General features: G+C 74.6%; 13 protein-coding genes and 1 pseudogene. 5 read left to right on the forward strand and 9 right to left on the reverse strand.

Annotation, left to right across the window (positions count from 1 at the left end):
• Position 1: 1 nt before the first annotated feature.
• On the forward strand, positions 2 to 994 hold the full coding sequence (locus tag QSK03_RS08655) for a glycine betaine ABC transporter substrate-binding protein (protein ID WP_285650502.1): 993 nt from the start codon (positions 2 to 4) through the stop codon (positions 992 to 994).
• Between the two features lie 21 nt (positions 995 to 1015).
• Here QSK03_RS08655 and QSK03_RS08660 read toward each other — a convergent pair whose 3' ends face one another.
• The 5 genes from QSK03_RS08660 to QSK03_RS08680 form a co-directional block, all read right to left on the reverse strand.
• The gene (locus QSK03_RS08660) at positions 1016 to 2398 is read right to left on the reverse strand and encodes a cryptochrome/photolyase family protein (RefSeq protein ID WP_285650505.1); all 1383 of its coding nucleotides are present in this window, start codon (positions 2396 to 2398) and stop codon (positions 1016 to 1018) included.
• A gap of 44 nt (positions 2399 to 2442) precedes the next feature.
• Positions 2443 to 3018 (reverse strand): phosphotransferase, encoded by a 576-nt coding sequence (locus QSK03_RS08665; RefSeq protein WP_352231962.1) that lies wholly within the window; start codon positions 3016 to 3018, stop codon positions 2443 to 2445.
• A gap of 107 nt (positions 3019 to 3125) precedes the next feature.
• Positions 3126 to 4430, reverse strand: coding sequence for a citrate synthase (locus tag QSK03_RS08670; protein ID WP_285650510.1), 1305 nt, complete (start codon positions 4428 to 4430; stop codon positions 3126 to 3128).
• Between the two features lie 185 nt (positions 4431 to 4615).
• The gene (locus QSK03_RS08675) at positions 4616 to 5566 is read right to left on the reverse strand and encodes a carbohydrate kinase family protein (protein WP_285650513.1); all 951 of its coding nucleotides are present in this window, start codon (positions 5564 to 5566) and stop codon (positions 4616 to 4618) included.
• Positions 5563 to 6462 (reverse strand): aldose 1-epimerase family protein, encoded by a 900-nt coding sequence (locus QSK03_RS08680; protein WP_285650515.1) that lies wholly within the window; start codon positions 6460 to 6462, stop codon positions 5563 to 5565. Before QSK03_RS08680 ends, QSK03_RS08675 begins: the two co-directional genes overlap by 4 nt.
• Positions 6463 to 6550: 88 nt before the next feature.
• Here QSK03_RS08680 and QSK03_RS08685 point away from each other — a divergent pair, with 88 nt between their 5' ends.
• Complete coding sequence (locus QSK03_RS08685) at positions 6551 to 8017, forward strand: NAD(P)/FAD-dependent oxidoreductase (RefSeq protein WP_285650517.1); 1467 nt, start codon at positions 6551 to 6553, stop codon at positions 8015 to 8017.
• 83 nt (positions 8018 to 8100) lie between these two features.
• Here the strand turns inward: QSK03_RS08685 and QSK03_RS08690 are convergent.
• A pseudogene (locus QSK03_RS08690) lies at positions 8101 to 9273 on the reverse strand (MFS transporter); the annotation flags it as partial.
• A 19-nt stretch (positions 9274 to 9292) separates the two neighbouring features.
• Complete coding sequence (gene pdxH / locus QSK03_RS08695) at positions 9293 to 9982, reverse strand: pyridoxamine 5'-phosphate oxidase (RefSeq protein ID WP_502872146.1); 690 nt, start codon at positions 9980 to 9982, stop codon at positions 9293 to 9295.
• A gap of 186 nt (positions 9983 to 10168) precedes the next feature.
• On the opposite strand from pdxH, the gene QSK03_RS08700 reads away from it, so the two are divergent.
• From QSK03_RS08700 to sepH, 3 genes are all read left to right on the forward strand, one after another.
• Positions 10169 to 11284 carry a citrate synthase 2 gene (locus tag QSK03_RS08700; RefSeq protein ID WP_285650522.1) on the forward strand — a complete coding sequence of 372 codons (1116 nt, stop codon included), beginning with the start codon at positions 10169 to 10171 and terminating at the stop codon, positions 11282 to 11284.
• 152 nt (positions 11285 to 11436) lie between these two features.
• On the forward strand, positions 11437 to 12573 hold the full coding sequence (serC, locus tag QSK03_RS08705) for a phosphoserine transaminase (protein ID WP_285650525.1): 1137 nt from the start codon (positions 11437 to 11439) through the stop codon (positions 12571 to 12573).
• A gap of 190 nt (positions 12574 to 12763) precedes the next feature.
• The gene (gene sepH / locus QSK03_RS08710; protein WP_285650527.1) at positions 12764 to 13846 is read left to right on the forward strand and encodes a septation protein SepH; all 1083 of its coding nucleotides are present in this window, start codon (positions 12764 to 12766) and stop codon (positions 13844 to 13846) included.
• Here sepH and QSK03_RS08715 read toward each other — a convergent pair whose 3' ends face one another.
• Complete coding sequence (locus QSK03_RS08715) at positions 13847 to 14524, reverse strand: DUF2537 domain-containing protein (protein ID WP_285650528.1); 678 nt, start codon at positions 14522 to 14524, stop codon at positions 13847 to 13849.
• A complete protein-coding gene (locus tag QSK03_RS08720; RefSeq protein ID WP_285650531.1) occupies positions 14521 to 15324 on the reverse strand; it encodes a TrmH family RNA methyltransferase in 804 nt (267 codons plus the stop codon). The genes QSK03_RS08715 and QSK03_RS08720 overlap by 4 nt, the downstream gene beginning before the upstream one ends.
• Between the last annotated feature and the right edge of the window lie 94 nt (positions 15325 to 15418).

Genomic DNA, 15418 nt, shown 5'->3' on the forward strand with positions numbered 1-15418 from the left:
AATGCACACACGTACCACCGGCCGGGTGGCCGGCGCGATCATCGTCGTGCTCGCGTTCGTCCTCGCCGGCTGTGGTGGCCTGTCCGGCACCGGGCAGCCCCAGGCCTCGGGCGGCAGCCTCGCCGCGAGCGGCATCAACCTCCAGGGCCAGACCTACACCGTGGGCGGCCAGGAGTTCGACGAGCAGCTCCTGCTGTGCAAGATGAGCGTGGCGGCCCTGCAGTCGGTGGGCGCCACCGTCAACGACCGGTGCAACATCACCGGCTCCGCGGCGGCCCGCCAGGCGCTGCTCTCCGGCGAGATCGACATGGGCTGGTCGTACACCGGCACCGGGTGGATCACGAACCTCCAGAACACCACCCCGATCCCCGACTCCCAGCAGCAGTACGTGGCCGTGCGCGACCAGGACCTGCAGCGCAACCAGATCGTGTGGACCAACCCCACGCCGTTCAACAACACGTACGCGATCGCGACGACGCGGGCGTTCGCCGACCAGAACAACCTGCGCACGACGACGGACTGGGCGAACTTCATCAACAGCGGCAACCCGCAGGCCACCACCTGCGTCGAGGCCGAGTTCGCGAGCCGCAACGACGGCCTGCCGAACCTGCTCAAGGCGTACGGCGTGACGGTGCCCTACAGCTCGCCGCCGGCCCTGACCGTGCTCGACACCGGCGCGATCTACCAGGCGACCGCCAACGGCGACCCCTGCAAGTTCGGCGAGGTGTTCACCACCGACGGCCGCATCCCGGCGCTGAACCTCGTGTCGCTCACCGACGACAAGAACTTCTTCCCGAAGTACAACGCGTCGAACACGATCCGCAAGCAGGTCGTCGACCGGAACCCGCGCGTCGTCGACGTGTTCAACCAGATCTCGCCGGCGCTGACGGACGACGTCATGCTCCAGCTCAATGGCCAGGTCTCGTCCCAGGGCGCCGACCCGGCCCAGGTCGCCACCCAGTTCCTCCAGCAGCGGGGCTTCATCGGGCAGTGACGCCCCCGAGGCGCTCCACCGCTACAACACATTGAAGCGGTCGAGCGCCTCCTGGCGTTCCGCCTTGTGGTCGACGATCGGCTCCGGGTAGTCCGACGGCGGCTCGTCGAGCTTCCACGGCTGGTGCACCTTCTTGCCCTCGACGTCGGTGAGCTCCGGCACCCAGCGCCGCACATAGTCGCCCTGGGGGTCGAAGCGCTCACCCTGGGTCACGGGGTTGAAGACGCGGAAGTAGGGCGCCGCGTCGGTGCCCGACCCGGCGGCCCACTGCCAGCCGTGCTGGTTGGACGGGAGGTCGCCGTCGACGAGCAGGTCCATGAAGTGCGTCGCGCCCCACCACCACGGCAGGTGCAGGTCCTTGACCAGGAACGACGCGACGGCCATGCGCATGCGGTTGTGCATCCACGCCTCGCCGCGCAGCTGGCGCATCGCCGCGTCGATGGCGGGGAAGCCGGTGCGCCCCTCCTGCCAGGAGCGGAACTTCTCGTTCGCCGACTTCCCGGTGTCCATCGTGATCCGGTCGAACTTCGGGTCGAAGTTCTCCCGGGCCGAGCGCGGGAAGAACCACAGCACCGACGCGTAGAAGTCCCGGAAGCACAGCTCGTTGCGGTACGACGTCGGGCCCTTCCCCGAGCCGCCGAGATCGGCGAGCAGCGTGCGCGGGTGGACGACGCCGTACTTGAGGTACACCGACATCCGCGACGTCGCGGGCCGGTCGGGACGGTTGCGCAGATCGTCGTAGTCGGCGAGGTGCTCGTCGACGAACGCCGCCCACTGGTCCAGGGCCGCGCGCTCCCCCGCCGTCGGCAGCTCGGCCTCCGGCGCCTCGTCGTCGGGGACCTTCACCGCCCGCGGCCCGCCGTCCTTCTCCGAGGGGTCCATCCAGGCGACGGTCGAGGCGTCGGTCCCGGCGGGGGCGCGCCAGCCGTGCTGGGCCCAGGCGCGACTGAACGGCGTGTAGACCTTGTAGGGCTCGCCGTCGGACTTGGTGATCCGTCCCGGCGCCACGGCGTATGGCGAGCCGGTGCGCACGAGGTCGACACCGCGGTCGGACAGGGCCTTCTCGACGGCCTCGTCGCGCTCGCGGCCGTAGGGCCCGTAGTCGGCGGCGACGTGCACGCTGCCGGCCTGCACCGCACCCGCGAGCTTCGGGATCGCCTCGCTCGGGTCGCCGCGCACGACCAGCAGCCGCCCGCCGAGGGACTCGTCGAGGTCGCGCAGGCTGCGGTACAAGAACGTCCGCCGCGCCTTCCCGGACGGTCCGAGCAGCTTCTCGTCCAGCACGAACACGGCGAGCGCCTTCGTCGCGCGGGCCGCCGCCTCGGTGAAGATCGGCTGGTCGTGCACCCGGAGGTCGCGGCGGAACCAGACGATGGCCGTGTCCTCGCGGTCGTCGCTGCTCATGACGGACGGCTACCCCGGCCCCACGCGCCTACGCCTGGCCGGGCTCACCACGCCGCGAGCTGCTCCAGGGATGCGGTGACCAGCGCGTCGTCACCGGTGTCGAGCCCGTGGACGACGGCATAGCACGGGGCGACGGCGCGCCAGTCCGACGCGCGCTCCGACAGGTCCGCGCCGTAGGCGGCGGTCACGGCCGCGGCAACGTCCGGCGAGGTCTCGAGCAGCGGCCAGATGAGGTCCTTGGCGGGGTCGCCGGCGCGGGCGTCGGACCAGTCGAGGACGCCGGTGATCCGGCCGCCGTCGACGAGGACGTGCTCGGCGCGCAGGTCACCGTGCACGAGCACCGAGGCCGGGGCGTCGCGCAGGCGGTCCAGGGACGCTCTCGGCCGCCCGGGGTCGGGCAGGCGGGAGCAGGACCTCGGCGCGGCTCGCCCACCAGCAGCTCGTGGCTCACCACGAGCGGGTCTCGCGCGATGACCCGCACGAGAGGCACCGGCAGCGGGACCCGCGCGGCGAGCCACGGCAGGAGCCGCGCCTCCCGGGCGAGCCCCACCTCGGCCGCGGGCCGGCGCGCGGTGCGCTCGACCCGGCGGCCGTCGACGAGCACGGCGTCGCTGTCCCACCCGGAGCCGAGCGGGATCCGGGTGATCAACGGGGACTTCCGACGCCTAGACGCAGCGAGAGTCCGGTTGAGCACGCCGATAGGCCGTTCGCTGCAACCGGGGTCTCGCTAGCGCTGGTCCAGGCCGACGTACGAGCGCTCGGTCGGGCCGGTGTAGACCTGGCGCGGGCGGCCGATGCGGGTGTCCGGGTCGTCGATCATCTCGCGCCAGTGGGCGATCCAGCCCGGCAGGCGCCCGATGGCGAACAGGACCGTGAACATCTCGGTCGGGAAGCCCATCGCCTGGTAGATCAGGCCGGTGTAGAAGTCGACGTTCGGGTAGAGCTTGCGCTCGACGAAGTAGTCGTCGTGGAGCGCGTACTCCTCGAGCTTCATGGCGATGTCGAGCATCTCGTCGCCGCCGCCGAGCTTCTCGATGATCCCGCGCGCGGTGTCGCGGACGATCGCCGCGCGGGGGTCGTAGTTCTTGTACACGCGGTGGCCGAAGCCCATGAGCCGGACGCCCGGCTCCTTGTTCTTGACCTTGCGGACGAACTCGTCGGCGTTGCCCTCGTTGTCGCGGATGCCCTCGAGCATCGTGAGCACCGCGGCGTTGGCGCCGCCGTGCAGCGGGCCGAACAGGGCGTTGATGCCGGCCGAGATCGACGCGAACAGGTTGGCCTGCGACGAGCCGACCATGCGCACCGTCGACGTCGAGCAGTTCTGCTCGTGGTCGGCGTGCAGGATGAACAGCATGTCCAGCGCGCGGGCGACCTCGGGGTCGACCTGGTACTGCTCGGCGGGCAGGCCGAACGTCAGGCGCAGGAAGTTCTCGACGAGGCCGAGGTTGTTGTCCGGGTACAGGAACGGCTGCCCGATGGAGTTCTTGTAGGCATACGCGGCGATCGTCGGGACCTTCGCCAGCAGGCGCACGCTCGAGAGGTCGACGTTCGGCTCGTCGAACGGGTCGAGGGCGCGCTGGTAGAAGGTCGACAGCGCCGACACTGCCGACGACAGCACCGGCATCGGGTGCGCGTCGACGGGGAAGCCGTCGAAGAACTTCTTCAGGTCCTCATGCAGCATCGTGTGCCGCTGGATCTGGTCGGTGAAGGTGTCGAGCTGCTGCTTGTTCGGCAGCTCGCCGTAGATCAGCAGGTAGCTGGTCTCGACGAAGGTCGAGTTCTTCGCGAGATCCTCGATCGGGTAGCCGCGGTACCGCAGGATGCCGGCGTCGCCGTCGATGTAGGTGATGTCCGAGCGGCACGCGCCGGTGTTCACGTAGCCGGGGTCGAGCGTGATCAGCCCGGTCTCGCCGAGCATCTTCCCGAGCGACACCCCGGAGGCGCCCTCGGTCGCCTCCACGATCTCCATCGTGTGCTCGCCGCCCGGGTACGACAGCGTGGCGGTGCGCTTCTCGGTGTCCTCGCTGGCCATCGGCGTCAGTACCTCTCGCGCTCGTTGGCGGGAGGGGCGGCCCGGCCGCCGGGGGGTCTCCCCGCGGCGCGCTCCCGCAGCAGTCGGGGTCGTACGAGCGCGAACCGTAGTCCCCTCGCGGTCCGCGCCGCATCACGAGCGGCGGCGTCGAGCGGGGTGGTGCGTGTCACTGTGTGACAACCACGTTACGAACGGTGGATCGCGTGACCGTCGAGCTCCGCCCGCCAGGGGGGTTCTGCGCCGGCCCGTGACACCGTCCAGGCGGCCGCGCGGGCGGCGAAGCCCAGGGCGTCGGCCCAGGCGTCCGCGTCGAGGCGCGCGACCGCGTCGCGGGACAGGGCGTCGTGGTCGGCGAGCCACCCCAGGAGCGCGGCGTGCACGCTGTCGCCGGCCCCGATGGTGTCCACGAGCGGGCCCACGGAGTCCGCCGGCGTCGACACCACGCCGCCGCCGCGGGTGTACGCGGTCAACCCTTCGCCGCCGCGGGTGAGCACCACCGCGCCCGCCCCGGCGTCGAGCACGTCCGCGGCCGTGCGGCCCCAGCGCTCGGCGTCCTCGTCGGAGAGCTTGACCACGCCGGCCACGGCGGCGATGCGGTCGAGGCGCGCGACGACGGCGTCGGGGTCGTCGACGAGCCCGGGCCGCAGGTTCGGGTCGAGGCTCACGAGCCGGCCCCGCGCGGCCTCCCGCTCGGCGAGCGCGGCGTAGCGGGAGGCGCCCGGCTCGAGCACCAGCGACAGGGTCCCGACCGCCACGGCCGCGGTGTCGTCCGGCAGCTCGCCGGGGTCCTCGACGAGACGGTCGGCGGTGCCCTCGACGTGGAACGTGTAGCGGGCGGCGCCCTCGGCGTCGAGGGTGACGACGGCGAGCGTCGTCGGCTCCGGCCCGCGCCGGAGCAGGGCCGTGTCGACCCCGTTGCCCTCCAGGCGGGCCACGAGCGCGTCGCCGAACGGGTCGGTCGAGAGCCGCGTGAGCATCGTCGTCGGCACCCCGAGGCGCCCCAGCCCGACCGCGGTGTTGAACGGGCCGCCACCGAGCCGCGGGGCCAGCGGGCGCAGGGCGGGATCGCCCTCGTGGGGGTCGGGCGTGGGCACGAGGTCGACGAGGGCCTCGCCGCCCACCACGACGCGGCTCACGGCGCGTCCCGAGCCGTGATCCCCCACCGCACCGTCCACGTCTCCCCCGGCGCGAGGACCCGCAGGTCGGTGCCGGAGTTCGCGGCGTCGGCCGGGCACGTCATGGGTTCGACGGCGACCGCACGACCGCGCCCGGCGAGGTCGTCGGGGGTGAAGACCATGACCCAGCGGATCGACGCGTCGCCCCACAGCGCCGTCGCCCGGCCGTCCGGTGCGGTGAGCACGCCGAGCACGCCGTCGGGACCGGGCGCGGCGGCGAAGCACGTGTCGAGGGCCAGGTCGCCGACGCGGCGGCCGCCGCGCAGGTCCTCGCCGGGCGCCACGGGGCGCACCGCGGTGGGGATCCTTCTCCCGTCGGTGTCGACGATCCGGTCGGCGGCGAGCGCGAGCGTGCAGTCGGCGGGGTCGGCGTCGCCGGCGCGCAGGTAGGGGTGGGTGCCGACGCCCGCGGGCACGTCGTCGGTGCCGGTGTTGGTCAGCGCGTGGGCGACCGCGAGGCCGGTCGGCTCGACGACGTAGGTGGTCTCGACGTGCAGCGGCCCGGGCCAGCCCCACGAGGCCTCGACGTCGGCGGCGAGCGTCACCCGGTCCTCGGCGCGGTCGACGACGTCCCAGGGGCGGCGCCGCAGCAGGCCGTGGATGGCGTTGCCGCGGGCGGCCTCGGTGGCCTCGAGCTCGTAGGTGCGCCCGCGCCAGGTGTAGGCCGCGCCGGCGATCCGGTTCGGCCAGGGCACGAGGACCCCGCCGGCGCCCATCGGCGGCGACGCGTCGGCCTCGAAGCCCTCGACGCGGGCCCGCCCGTCGACCGCGAGGGCCCGCAGGCCGGCGCCCACGCCCGTGACGACCGCGCGCGTCGGGCCGGCGACGAGGTCGATCTGCTCGCCGGTCGGGTGCACGGCGGAACACGCTAGCGGGTGTGACGATCGTTTGACGTCTGCGCGCGTCCGGTTTGGGACGTCCGGCGCAGCGGTCACAGTGACCGACATGACGAGCGAGAGCGCCCGCCCGCCGAAGGTCGTCATCGTCGGCGGGGGGTTCGCCGGCTTCCAGGCGGCCCGGTCCCTGGCGAAGCGCATGGGCGACGACGTCGACATCGTCCTGGTCAGCCCGACCAACTACTTCCTCTACCTGCCCCTGCTGCCGGAGGTCGCCTCCGGGATCCTCGAGCCGCGCCGGATCTCCGTAGCGCTCGCCGCCGCTCTGCCGCCGTGCGTGCGGCACGCCCCCGGGGAGGTCGACGAGCTCGACCTCGACGACCAGCGGATCGGGTGGCTCGACCCCGAGGGCGTCCACCACGCGACCTCCTGGGACCGCCTCGTGATCGCGGCCGGCAGCGTGCACAAGGTGCTGCCGGTGCCCGGGGTCACCGAGTACGCCCAGGGTTTCCGCGGCGTCCCCGAGGCGCTCTACCTGCGCGACCACCTCATCCGCCAGGTCGAGCTCGCCGCCGTGTGCGACGACCCCGACGAGCGGGCGGCGCGGCTGACCACCGTGGTGGTGGGCGGCGGCTACACCGGCACCGAGGTCACCGCCCAGGGCTTCCTGTTCACGCAGGAGCTCGCGCGCAGCCGCGGGCTGTCCGAGGTCCCGCGCTGGGTGCTCGTCAGCCGCGGGGAGATCCTCGCCGGGCTCGCCGGGCACCTCAGCCGCACCGCCGACCGTGTCCTGCGCGATCGCGGGGTCGACGTGCGCACGCACGAGGAGGTCGAGGAGGCCACCGGCGACGGGGTGCGGCTGTCGTCGTCGGGCGAGCACATCCCGACCCGGACGCTGCTGTGGTGCGTCGGCGTGCGCCCGGACCCGTTGATCGACGACCTCGGGGTGGAGGTCGAGCAGGGCCGGATGGTCACCGACACCGAGCTGCGCGTCTCCGGCCACCCGCACGTCTTCGCGTGCGGTGACGCCGCCGCGGTGCCCGACCGGGCGCGTCCCGGCCAGTACACCGCGATGACCGCCCAGCACGCCGAGCGCCAGGGTCGCCTCGCCGGGCGCAACGTCGCCGCCTCGCTCGGGCGGGGACGCGTGCGCAAGTACAAGCACCGCGACCTCGGCTTCGTCGTCGACCTCGGGGGGTTCGACGCCGCCGCCAACCCACTGGGCGTGCGCCTGACGGGCAAGCCCGCCCACGTCGTCGCCCGGGGGTACCACCTCATGGCGATGCCCGGGAACCGCGTGCGCACGGCCGTGGACTGGCTGCTCGACGCCCTGCTACCGCGCCAGACCGCCCAGCTCGGGCTCGTACGATCGCCCTCGGTCCCGCTCGACTCCGCGTCGCCCGAGGTGCCGCAGCACGGGCTCGGCTTCCCGCACGCGGCGCCGCCGGGGGCGTCTCAGTCCTCCCGGGAGCGCCCGGGCGGGTCCGCGGAGGCGGCGTCCCCCGATGCGTCGTCGGGGGACGCGTCGGGGGGCGCCGCGTCCGTCGGGGCGTCCTCCCGCAGGGGTGCCCGGTAGCGCCAGAACACGGGGAAGATCGCGACCACGACGATCGTCAGCACGACCACGCCGACGCCGCCGATGACCGTGGCGGTGCCGGGGCTCGTGGCGTCGGCCACCGGCCCGTGCCACAGGTCGCCGAGACGGGGCCCGCCGGCGACCACGACGGTGAACACGCCCTGCATGCGCCCGCGCATCCGGTCGGTCGCGACCACCTGCAGCATCGTCTGCCGGAACACGGCGCTGACGAGGTCGGCGGCGCCGGCCGCCGCGAGGCACGTGACCGCGAGCCAGAGCATCGAGGTCAGGCCCGACAGCGCGACGCCGACGCCCCAGACGCAGACGGCGACCGTCACCGCCACGCCCTGGCGCCGGATGCCGTGCAGCCGCCCGGAGAACAGGCCGCCGAGCGTCGCCCCGATCGCGATCGAGGCGAACAGCCAGCCGAGCGCGGTGCCACCGCCCGGCGGGTCGCCGAAGACCGTCACGGCCTCCTCGGGGAACACCGCGCGCGGCATGCCGACGGCCATCGCGACGATGTCGACGAGGAACGAGACCAGCAGGACCTGGCTCGTGGCGATGTAGCGGAAGCCGGCGAGCACGTCGGCGAACCCGGCGCTGCGGCGCACCGCCGCCACCGCGCCGCGCAGCCCGCCGGGGCCGTCGCCGACGGGCAGGCGCGGGAGCATGAACGCCGCCCAGATCGACGCGACGAGGCAGACCGTGTCGACGAGGTAGAGGGTGCCGACCGAGGTGAACGTCAGCGCGACGCCGGCCACCAACGGGCCGGCGATGGCGCCGAGCTGGGTGACGGTGAACAGCAGCGTGTTCGCCGCGGGCAGTTCGTCGTTGGGCAGGATCCGGGGCAGCACCGCCGAGCGCGTCGGCTGGTTGATCGCGAGGAACGCGGTCTGGATCGCGAAGAGGGTCAGGACCTCCCACGGCCCACCGAGCCCGGTGATCGCGGCCAGGCCGAGCAGCAGCGACGTCACCGCGATCCCCGCGCCGGTCACCACGAGCAGCACGCGGCGGTCGACCGCGTCGGCGATCGCCCCGCCCCAGAGCCCGAAGACGATCAACGGGACGAGGCCGAACAGGCCGGTGAGTCCGACCCACGCCGACGACCCGGTCAGCTGGTAGAGCTGCGTCGGGACGGCGACGACCGTGAGCTGTGCGCCGACCACCGTGACGATCGCGGCGATCCAGAGCCGCCGGAACGCGGGCGTGCGCAGCGGTGTGGTATCGGCGAAGAGCCCCGATAGTCCTCTGGCCACGGAGCCCGATCCTGCGCCCTCACGGCGCCAGGCGCTCGACCACCCATCCCCGATCGGTGCGGCGGAAGCGCATCCGGTCGTGCATCCGGTGGGTGCGGCCCTGCCAGAACTCGACGTGGGTGGGCCGGATCAGCCAGCCGCCCCAGTGCGGGGGCGGGGGGATCTCGTCGTCGCCGGAGAAGCGTTCGGTGACGGAGGCGAGCAGGTCGTCGAGGGCCGCGCGGTCCCGCACCACCGTCGACTGCGGCGACGCCCAGGCCCCGAGCTGCGACCCGCGCGGACGGGTGCGCCAGTAGGCCGCGGTGTCCTCGCGGGAGAGGCGCTCGACGGTGCCGATCACGGTCGCCTGTCGCTGCAGGGCGATCCACGGAAAGGTCGCGGACACCTGGCGGGTCTGGTCGATCTGGTGGCTCTTCTCCGACGTGTAGTTGGTGAAGAACGTGACCCCGCGCCCGTCGACGTCCTTCGCGAGCACCGTGCGGGTGGTCAGCCGGTGCTCCTCGTCGCCGGTGGCCAGCACCATCGCGTTGGCGTCAGGCAGGCCCGCCTCCCGGGCGGCGCCGATCCACGCGAGCAGCTGCTCGTGCCAGGTGGGGGCGAGGTCGGCGGCGTCGAGGGTCGCCGACCGGTAGTCCTCGCGCATCGCCGGCAGTTCCGTCGTCACCCGGCCTCCTCTCTCCTGTCCGTTTTCCCGCCGCACCGTAGGCATCCCCGGCGTCCCCCGACAGGTCCCGACCTGGGCGTGAGCAGCGACACAGACCCGCGCGTTGTCCGCGGGCGGTCCGCGGAGCACGTTGATGGTGGGCCCCGGATCCCGCCTCACCCCGGCGGGACGCAGGCCCGTCCGGGCAGCGGGGCCCGACCGGGACCCCGCGTCGCGACGAGGAGGTCCCCCGTGAGCATCGCCGCCGTTCCTCCGCCGCCCCCCGGGTTCTCGCCCGGTCTGGAAGGCGTCGTCGCGTTCCGCACCGAGATCGCCGAGCCCGACCGCGACGGCGGGGCGCTGCGCTACCGCGGCGTCGACATCACCGACCTCGTCGGCCACGTGGGGTTCGGCGAGGTGTTCGGGCTGCTCGTCGACGGCGACCTCGGCCGTCCGCTGCCCCGGGAGGAGCCGGACCTCGAGCCGCCGTTCAGCGGCGACGTGCGGGTCGACGCCCAGGCCGGGCTCGCCCTGCTCGGTGCCCGGTGGTCGCTGCCGCCGCTGCTCGACGCGACACCCGAGCGCGCCCGCGACGACCTCGCGCGCAGCGCGGCGGCGGCGCTCGCGCTCGTGGCGCGGTCGGCGCGGGGGTCGGAGGTGGCGGCGGTGCCCACCTCGGCGGTGGACGCGATCGACGACCCGGTCGCGCGGTTCCTCGTCCGCTGGCGCGGCGAGGCCGACCCGACCCACGTGCGGGCGCTGGACGCGTACTGGGTCTCGGCGGCCGAGCACGGGCTCAACGCCTCGACGTTCACCGCTCGCGTCGTCGCGTCGACGGGTGCCGACGCCGCCGCGTCGCTGTCCGCCGCCGTCGGCGCGATGTCGGGGCCGCTGCACGGCGGCGCGCCGGCCCGGGTGCTCCCGATGATCGCGGAGGTCGAGCGCACCGGCGACGCCGACGCGGTCGTGCGCGGCATCCTCGACCGCTCCGAGCGCCTCATGGGCTTCGGCCACCGCGTGTACCGCGCCGAGGATCCGCGGGCGCGCGTGCTGCGTCGTGTGGCGCGCGACCTCGGAGCGCCCCGCTACGAGGCCGCCGCCGCGCTCGAGACCGCGGCGCTGACCGCGCTGCGCGAGCGGCGCCCCGACCGCGCGATCGAGACGAACGTCGAGTTCTGGGCGGCCGTGATGCTCGACCTCGCCGGCGTCCCGGCCGCGATGATGCCGGCGATGTTCACGTGCGCCCGCACCGCGGGCTGGGCCGCCCACGTGCTCGAGCAGCGCCGCACCGGGCGCCTCGTGCGGCCCTCGGCGCAGTACATCGGCCCGGCGCCCCGGCCCGTCGACACGGTGGCGCGCTCGGCCTGAGGTCGCGGCGACCCCGTGGAGATCAGGAGTGCGTCGTCCACCGTGCCGTGCCGTCGGACGTCGATGAGGTGCCCCTGATCACGGACCCAGGGTTCCCCCGCGCAGTGGCCCACACGACAGCACGAGGACACGGTCGCTGGGAGGATGCCCCGGTGACCACGTCGACCGACACGCTGCAGATCCCCGCCGAGCTCCTGCCCAGTGACGGGCGGTTCGGGTGCGGACCGTCGAAGGTGCGCCCCGAGCAGCTCGCCCGTCTCGCCGAGGCCGGCGACGTCATGGGCACGTCGCACCGCCAGAAGCCGGTCAAGTCGATCGTCGGGCGGGTCCGGGCGGGGCTGCGGGACCTGTTCTCGCTGCCCGAGGGCTACGAGGTCGTGCTCGGCGTCGGCGGCACCACCGCCTTCTGGGACGCCGCCGCGTCCGGGCTGGTGCGCGAGCGCAGCCTCCACCTCACCTTCGGCGAGTTCTCCTCGAAGTTCGCCTCGGTGACCACGGGCGCGCCGTTCCTCGCCGACCCGATCGTCGTCTCCGCCGACCCGGGCAGCGCCCCGGAGCCGACCTCCGACCCGAGCGCCGACCTCATCGGCTGGGCGCACAACGAGACCTCGACCGGCGTCGCGGTCCCGGTGACCCGGCCCAGCGGCTCGGGCGACGCGCTCGTCGCGATCGACGCGACCTCCGGCGCGGGCGGGCTGCCGGTGCAGATCAGCGAGTCCGACGTCTACTACTTCGCGCCGCAGAAGTGCTTCGCCGCCGACGGCGGGCTCTGGATCGCGATCATGTCCCCGGCCGCCCTCGAGCGCGTCGAGCAGATCGAGACCGACAAGCCGGGCGGGCGCTGGATCCCCGAGTTCCTCTCGCTGTCCACGGCGCTCGACAACTCCCGCAAGGACCAGACCTACAACACCCCGGCGGTGGCGACGCTGCTGCTGCTCGCCGACCAGATCGAGTGGATGAACGCCGGCGGCGGCCTGGACTGGGCGACCGGGCGCACGAAGGACTCCTCGAGCCGGCTCTACGACTGGGCGGAGTCCTCGGCGTTCGCCACCCCGTTCGTCGCCGACCCGCAGCACCGCTCGCAGGTGGTGGGCACGATCGACTTCACCGACGACGTCGACGCCGCCGCCATCGCCGCGACGCTGCGCGCCAACGGCGTCGTCGACACCGAGCCCTACCGCAAGCTCGGGCGCAACCAGCTGCGCGTCGGGATGTTCCCGGCCATCGAGCCGGACGACGTCACCGCGCTGACCCGCTGCATCGACTGGGTCGTCGAGCGCCAGTCGTGAGCTCGCTGCTCCGAACGGGCTAGATCCCAGGGCCGAGGTGCGCCTCGCCCGTGTCCACCGCCTACCGAGACGGCGGACACGGGCGGCGCGCCTCCCTCGTCCGAGGAGATCCGTGACCTAGCGTCGGTCGGCGAGCACCGAGTCCCACCTGACATGCGGGACGAGGGCCGCGAGCCGACGGGGAGGCCTGATGCGTCAGCTGCGCGTCGTCGGCCTGGGTGACGACCACGAGACGGTGATCCTCGAGGACCCGATCCGCCACGAGCGCTTCGCCGTGTCCGGTGACGAGCGGTTGCGGGCGGCCGCCCGCGGCGACGTCCGCAGGCTCGGGCAGATGGAGATCGAGGTCTCCAGCCCCCTGCGGCCCCGGGACATCCAGGCGCGGGTGCGGGCCGGCGAGTCGGTCGACGAGGTCGCCGAGGCCGCCGGTGTCAGCACCGCGCACGTCGAGCGGTTCGCCTACCCCGTGCTCCTCGAGCGGGCCCGCGTCGCCGAGATCGCCCGTCGGGCCCACCCGGTGCTGCCCACCGACCCGACGCGCACCGACGGGCGCACGCTCGGCGAGATCGTGTCCGCCACGTTCGCCGCCCGGGGGCAGGACCTCGACGACGCCCGCTGGGACGCCCACAAGGGCGACGACTCCCGCTGGGTCGTGACGCTGTCCTGGCAGGCCGGCCGCTCGGACAACACCGCGCGCTGGTGGTTCAAGCCGGGCGCCTCCGGCGGCGTCGTCGACCCGCGCGACGACCCCGCCCGCGAGCTGCTCGGGCAGGACCCCGTCGGCGGGCCGCGTCGTGTCGACGCGCCGGCGCCCACGGTCACCCCCGAGCCCCCCGCCGCGGAACCGGCGGCGGACGAACACCCCGAGACCCTCGAGGAGACGCCCGCCCTGGCCGTCTCCGGCGACACCGCCCCGGCACGCCGTGCCCCGGGATCCCCCCACACCTCCGGACATGCCTCGGGCCACGCGAGCTCGGGGCCGTCGGCGACGCGCCGGGCCGAGCGCGGTTCGGCCCGGCGCGGCGCACGCCCGCCGCGGGGCACCGGGACGTCGCCGACGTCGCCGACGTCGGGCACGGCGCCCGGGACCCCGGACGACCCGGTCCCCGCACCGCGCACCGAGCGTCCCGCCGGTCCGGACACACCGTCCGAGCCGGCCGCCGACACCGGCGCGGCCGGGCCCGCCGAGGGCAGCCGGCGCGGGAAGCGCTCGCACCCGATCGTCCCGTCCTGGGAGGACGTCCTGCTGGGCACGCGGTCGCCGCGCAGCTGACTACCGGAACGCGGCGACCGCCAGGAACACCAGCGCGATGCCGGTGCCGACGAAGGTGCCGTAGACCGCCCAGCGCCAGGTCGGCACGCGGCGGTTGAGCCACAGCGCCGGCACGAGCCCCGCGACCACCGCGGCGTCCACGAGGAGCCCGATCACGCCGAGCCCGATGATCAGCGGGGCGGCGAGGGCGAGGTTCGCCAGCAGGACGACGCCGGCCACGAGCGCGGTGAGCAGGAGGCCCACCCCCCACGGGGTCGGCTCGGCGGCGACCGCGTCCGGGGTCAGGGGGGTGCCGTCGACGGCGACGGCAGGCGTGTCGCCGGTGCCCGCCTCGCCGTTGCGGGCGGGCAGCACGGGCATCGGCGGCGGGTGCGGGGTCCGGGTCACGGCGCGCAGGGCCACGCGGAACCCCGTGACGGGGTCCTGGTAGTCGACGGGCGCGGCGAGCTCCACCGAGAGCCGCGCCGCGAGCCGGCGGCCGCGGCGGCTGACCGCGTCGGTCGCGGGGTCCGGGCCGCCCGCGCCGACCGGGGTGGAGGCCGCGATCCGCGCCCACTCCTGCAGCGCCTCGACCAGATCGGGCGGCAGCCCCCACGTGCGGCCGTCGGTCCCCCCGCCCAGCGGCACCCCGGCGACGATCGCCCGTCCCTGCTCGGCCCGCAGCTCGACGACCTTCACCGCGCACCCCCGCCGGTCGCGTGGAAGGCCACCGCGGCCGCCGTGGCGACGTTGAGCGAGTCGACGTCGCCGGCCATCGGGATGCGCACCCGGACGTCCGCCGCGGCGAGGGCCTCGGCGGAGAGGCCGGGACCCTCCGCGCCGAGTACGAGCGCCAGCCGCTCCGCGTCCGCCGCAGCCGCGAGCGCTCCGTCGTCGCCGGCCGGGGTGAGGGCGGCGAGGGTGAAGCCGGCGTCCCGCAGCGCGGCCACGGCGTCGTCGAGCCCGCAGGTCGCGAACGGCACCCGCAGCACGTGGCCCATGGAGACGCGCACGCTGCGACGGTAGAGCGGGTCGGCGCACCCCGGGCCGACCAGCACCGCGTCGACGCCGAGGGCGGCGGCGTTGCGGAACAGGGCGCCCAGGTTCTCGTGGTCGTTCACGCCCTCGAGCAGCGCGACGCGGCGGGCGCCGGCGAGCAGGTCGGGCAGGTCGGGCGCCGGGGCGCGGTCCGCGCTGGCGAGCACCCCCCGGTTGAGGTGGAATCCCACGACGTGCGCCATCGTGTCCGCATCCGTGACGTATGCGGGCACGTCCGCGCCGGAGAGATCCGCGGCCAGATCCTCGATGCGCCGGGCGACGCCGAGCAGGGCGCGGGGCGGGTAGGGCGAGGCCAGCAGCCGGCGCACGACCACCGTGCCCTCCGCCAGCACGAGCCCGCGGCCACCGGGGCGGTCGGGGCGGCGGTCGGCGCGGGCGAGGTCGCGGAAGTCGGCAAGACGCGGGTCCGCCGCGTCCTCGACCTCCACCACACGCGCCACGTGCGTATCGTTCCAGCCCCCGTGGCGCGCCCCGTGAGCCGGGCGGGACCACGGTGTGGTGTGAGCCTCCCCCCCCGGGGCACCCGGGATCGGG

The organism is Actinomycetospora sp. NBRC 106375 (assembly GCF_030269665.1).
Taxonomy (GTDB): domain Bacteria; phylum Actinomycetota; class Actinomycetes; order Mycobacteriales; family Pseudonocardiaceae; genus Actinomycetospora.

Bases quoted from the DNA above. Each gene is read 5' to 3' on its own strand.
- QSK03_RS08655 (WP_285650502.1), top strand. From the start codon at position 2: ATGCACACACGTACCACCGGCCGGGTGGCCGGCGCGATCATCGTCGTG.
- QSK03_RS08660 (WP_285650505.1), bottom strand. From the start codon at position 2,398: ATGAGCAGCGACGACCGCGAGGACACGGCCATCGTCTGGTTCCGCCGC.
- QSK03_RS08670 (WP_285650510.1), bottom strand. From the start codon at position 4,430: ATGGCCAGCGAGGACACCGAGAAGCGCACCGCCACGCTGTCGTACCCG.
- QSK03_RS08685 (WP_285650517.1), top strand. From the start codon at position 6,551: ATGACGAGCGAGAGCGCCCGCCCGCCGAAGGTCGTCATCGTCGGCGGG.
- pdxH (WP_502872146.1), bottom strand. From the start codon at position 9,982: ATGCCTACGGTGCGGCGGGAAAACGGACAGGAGAGAGGAGGCCGGGTG.
- sepH (WP_285650527.1), top strand. From the start codon at position 12,764: ATGCGTCAGCTGCGCGTCGTCGGCCTGGGTGACGACCACGAGACGGTG.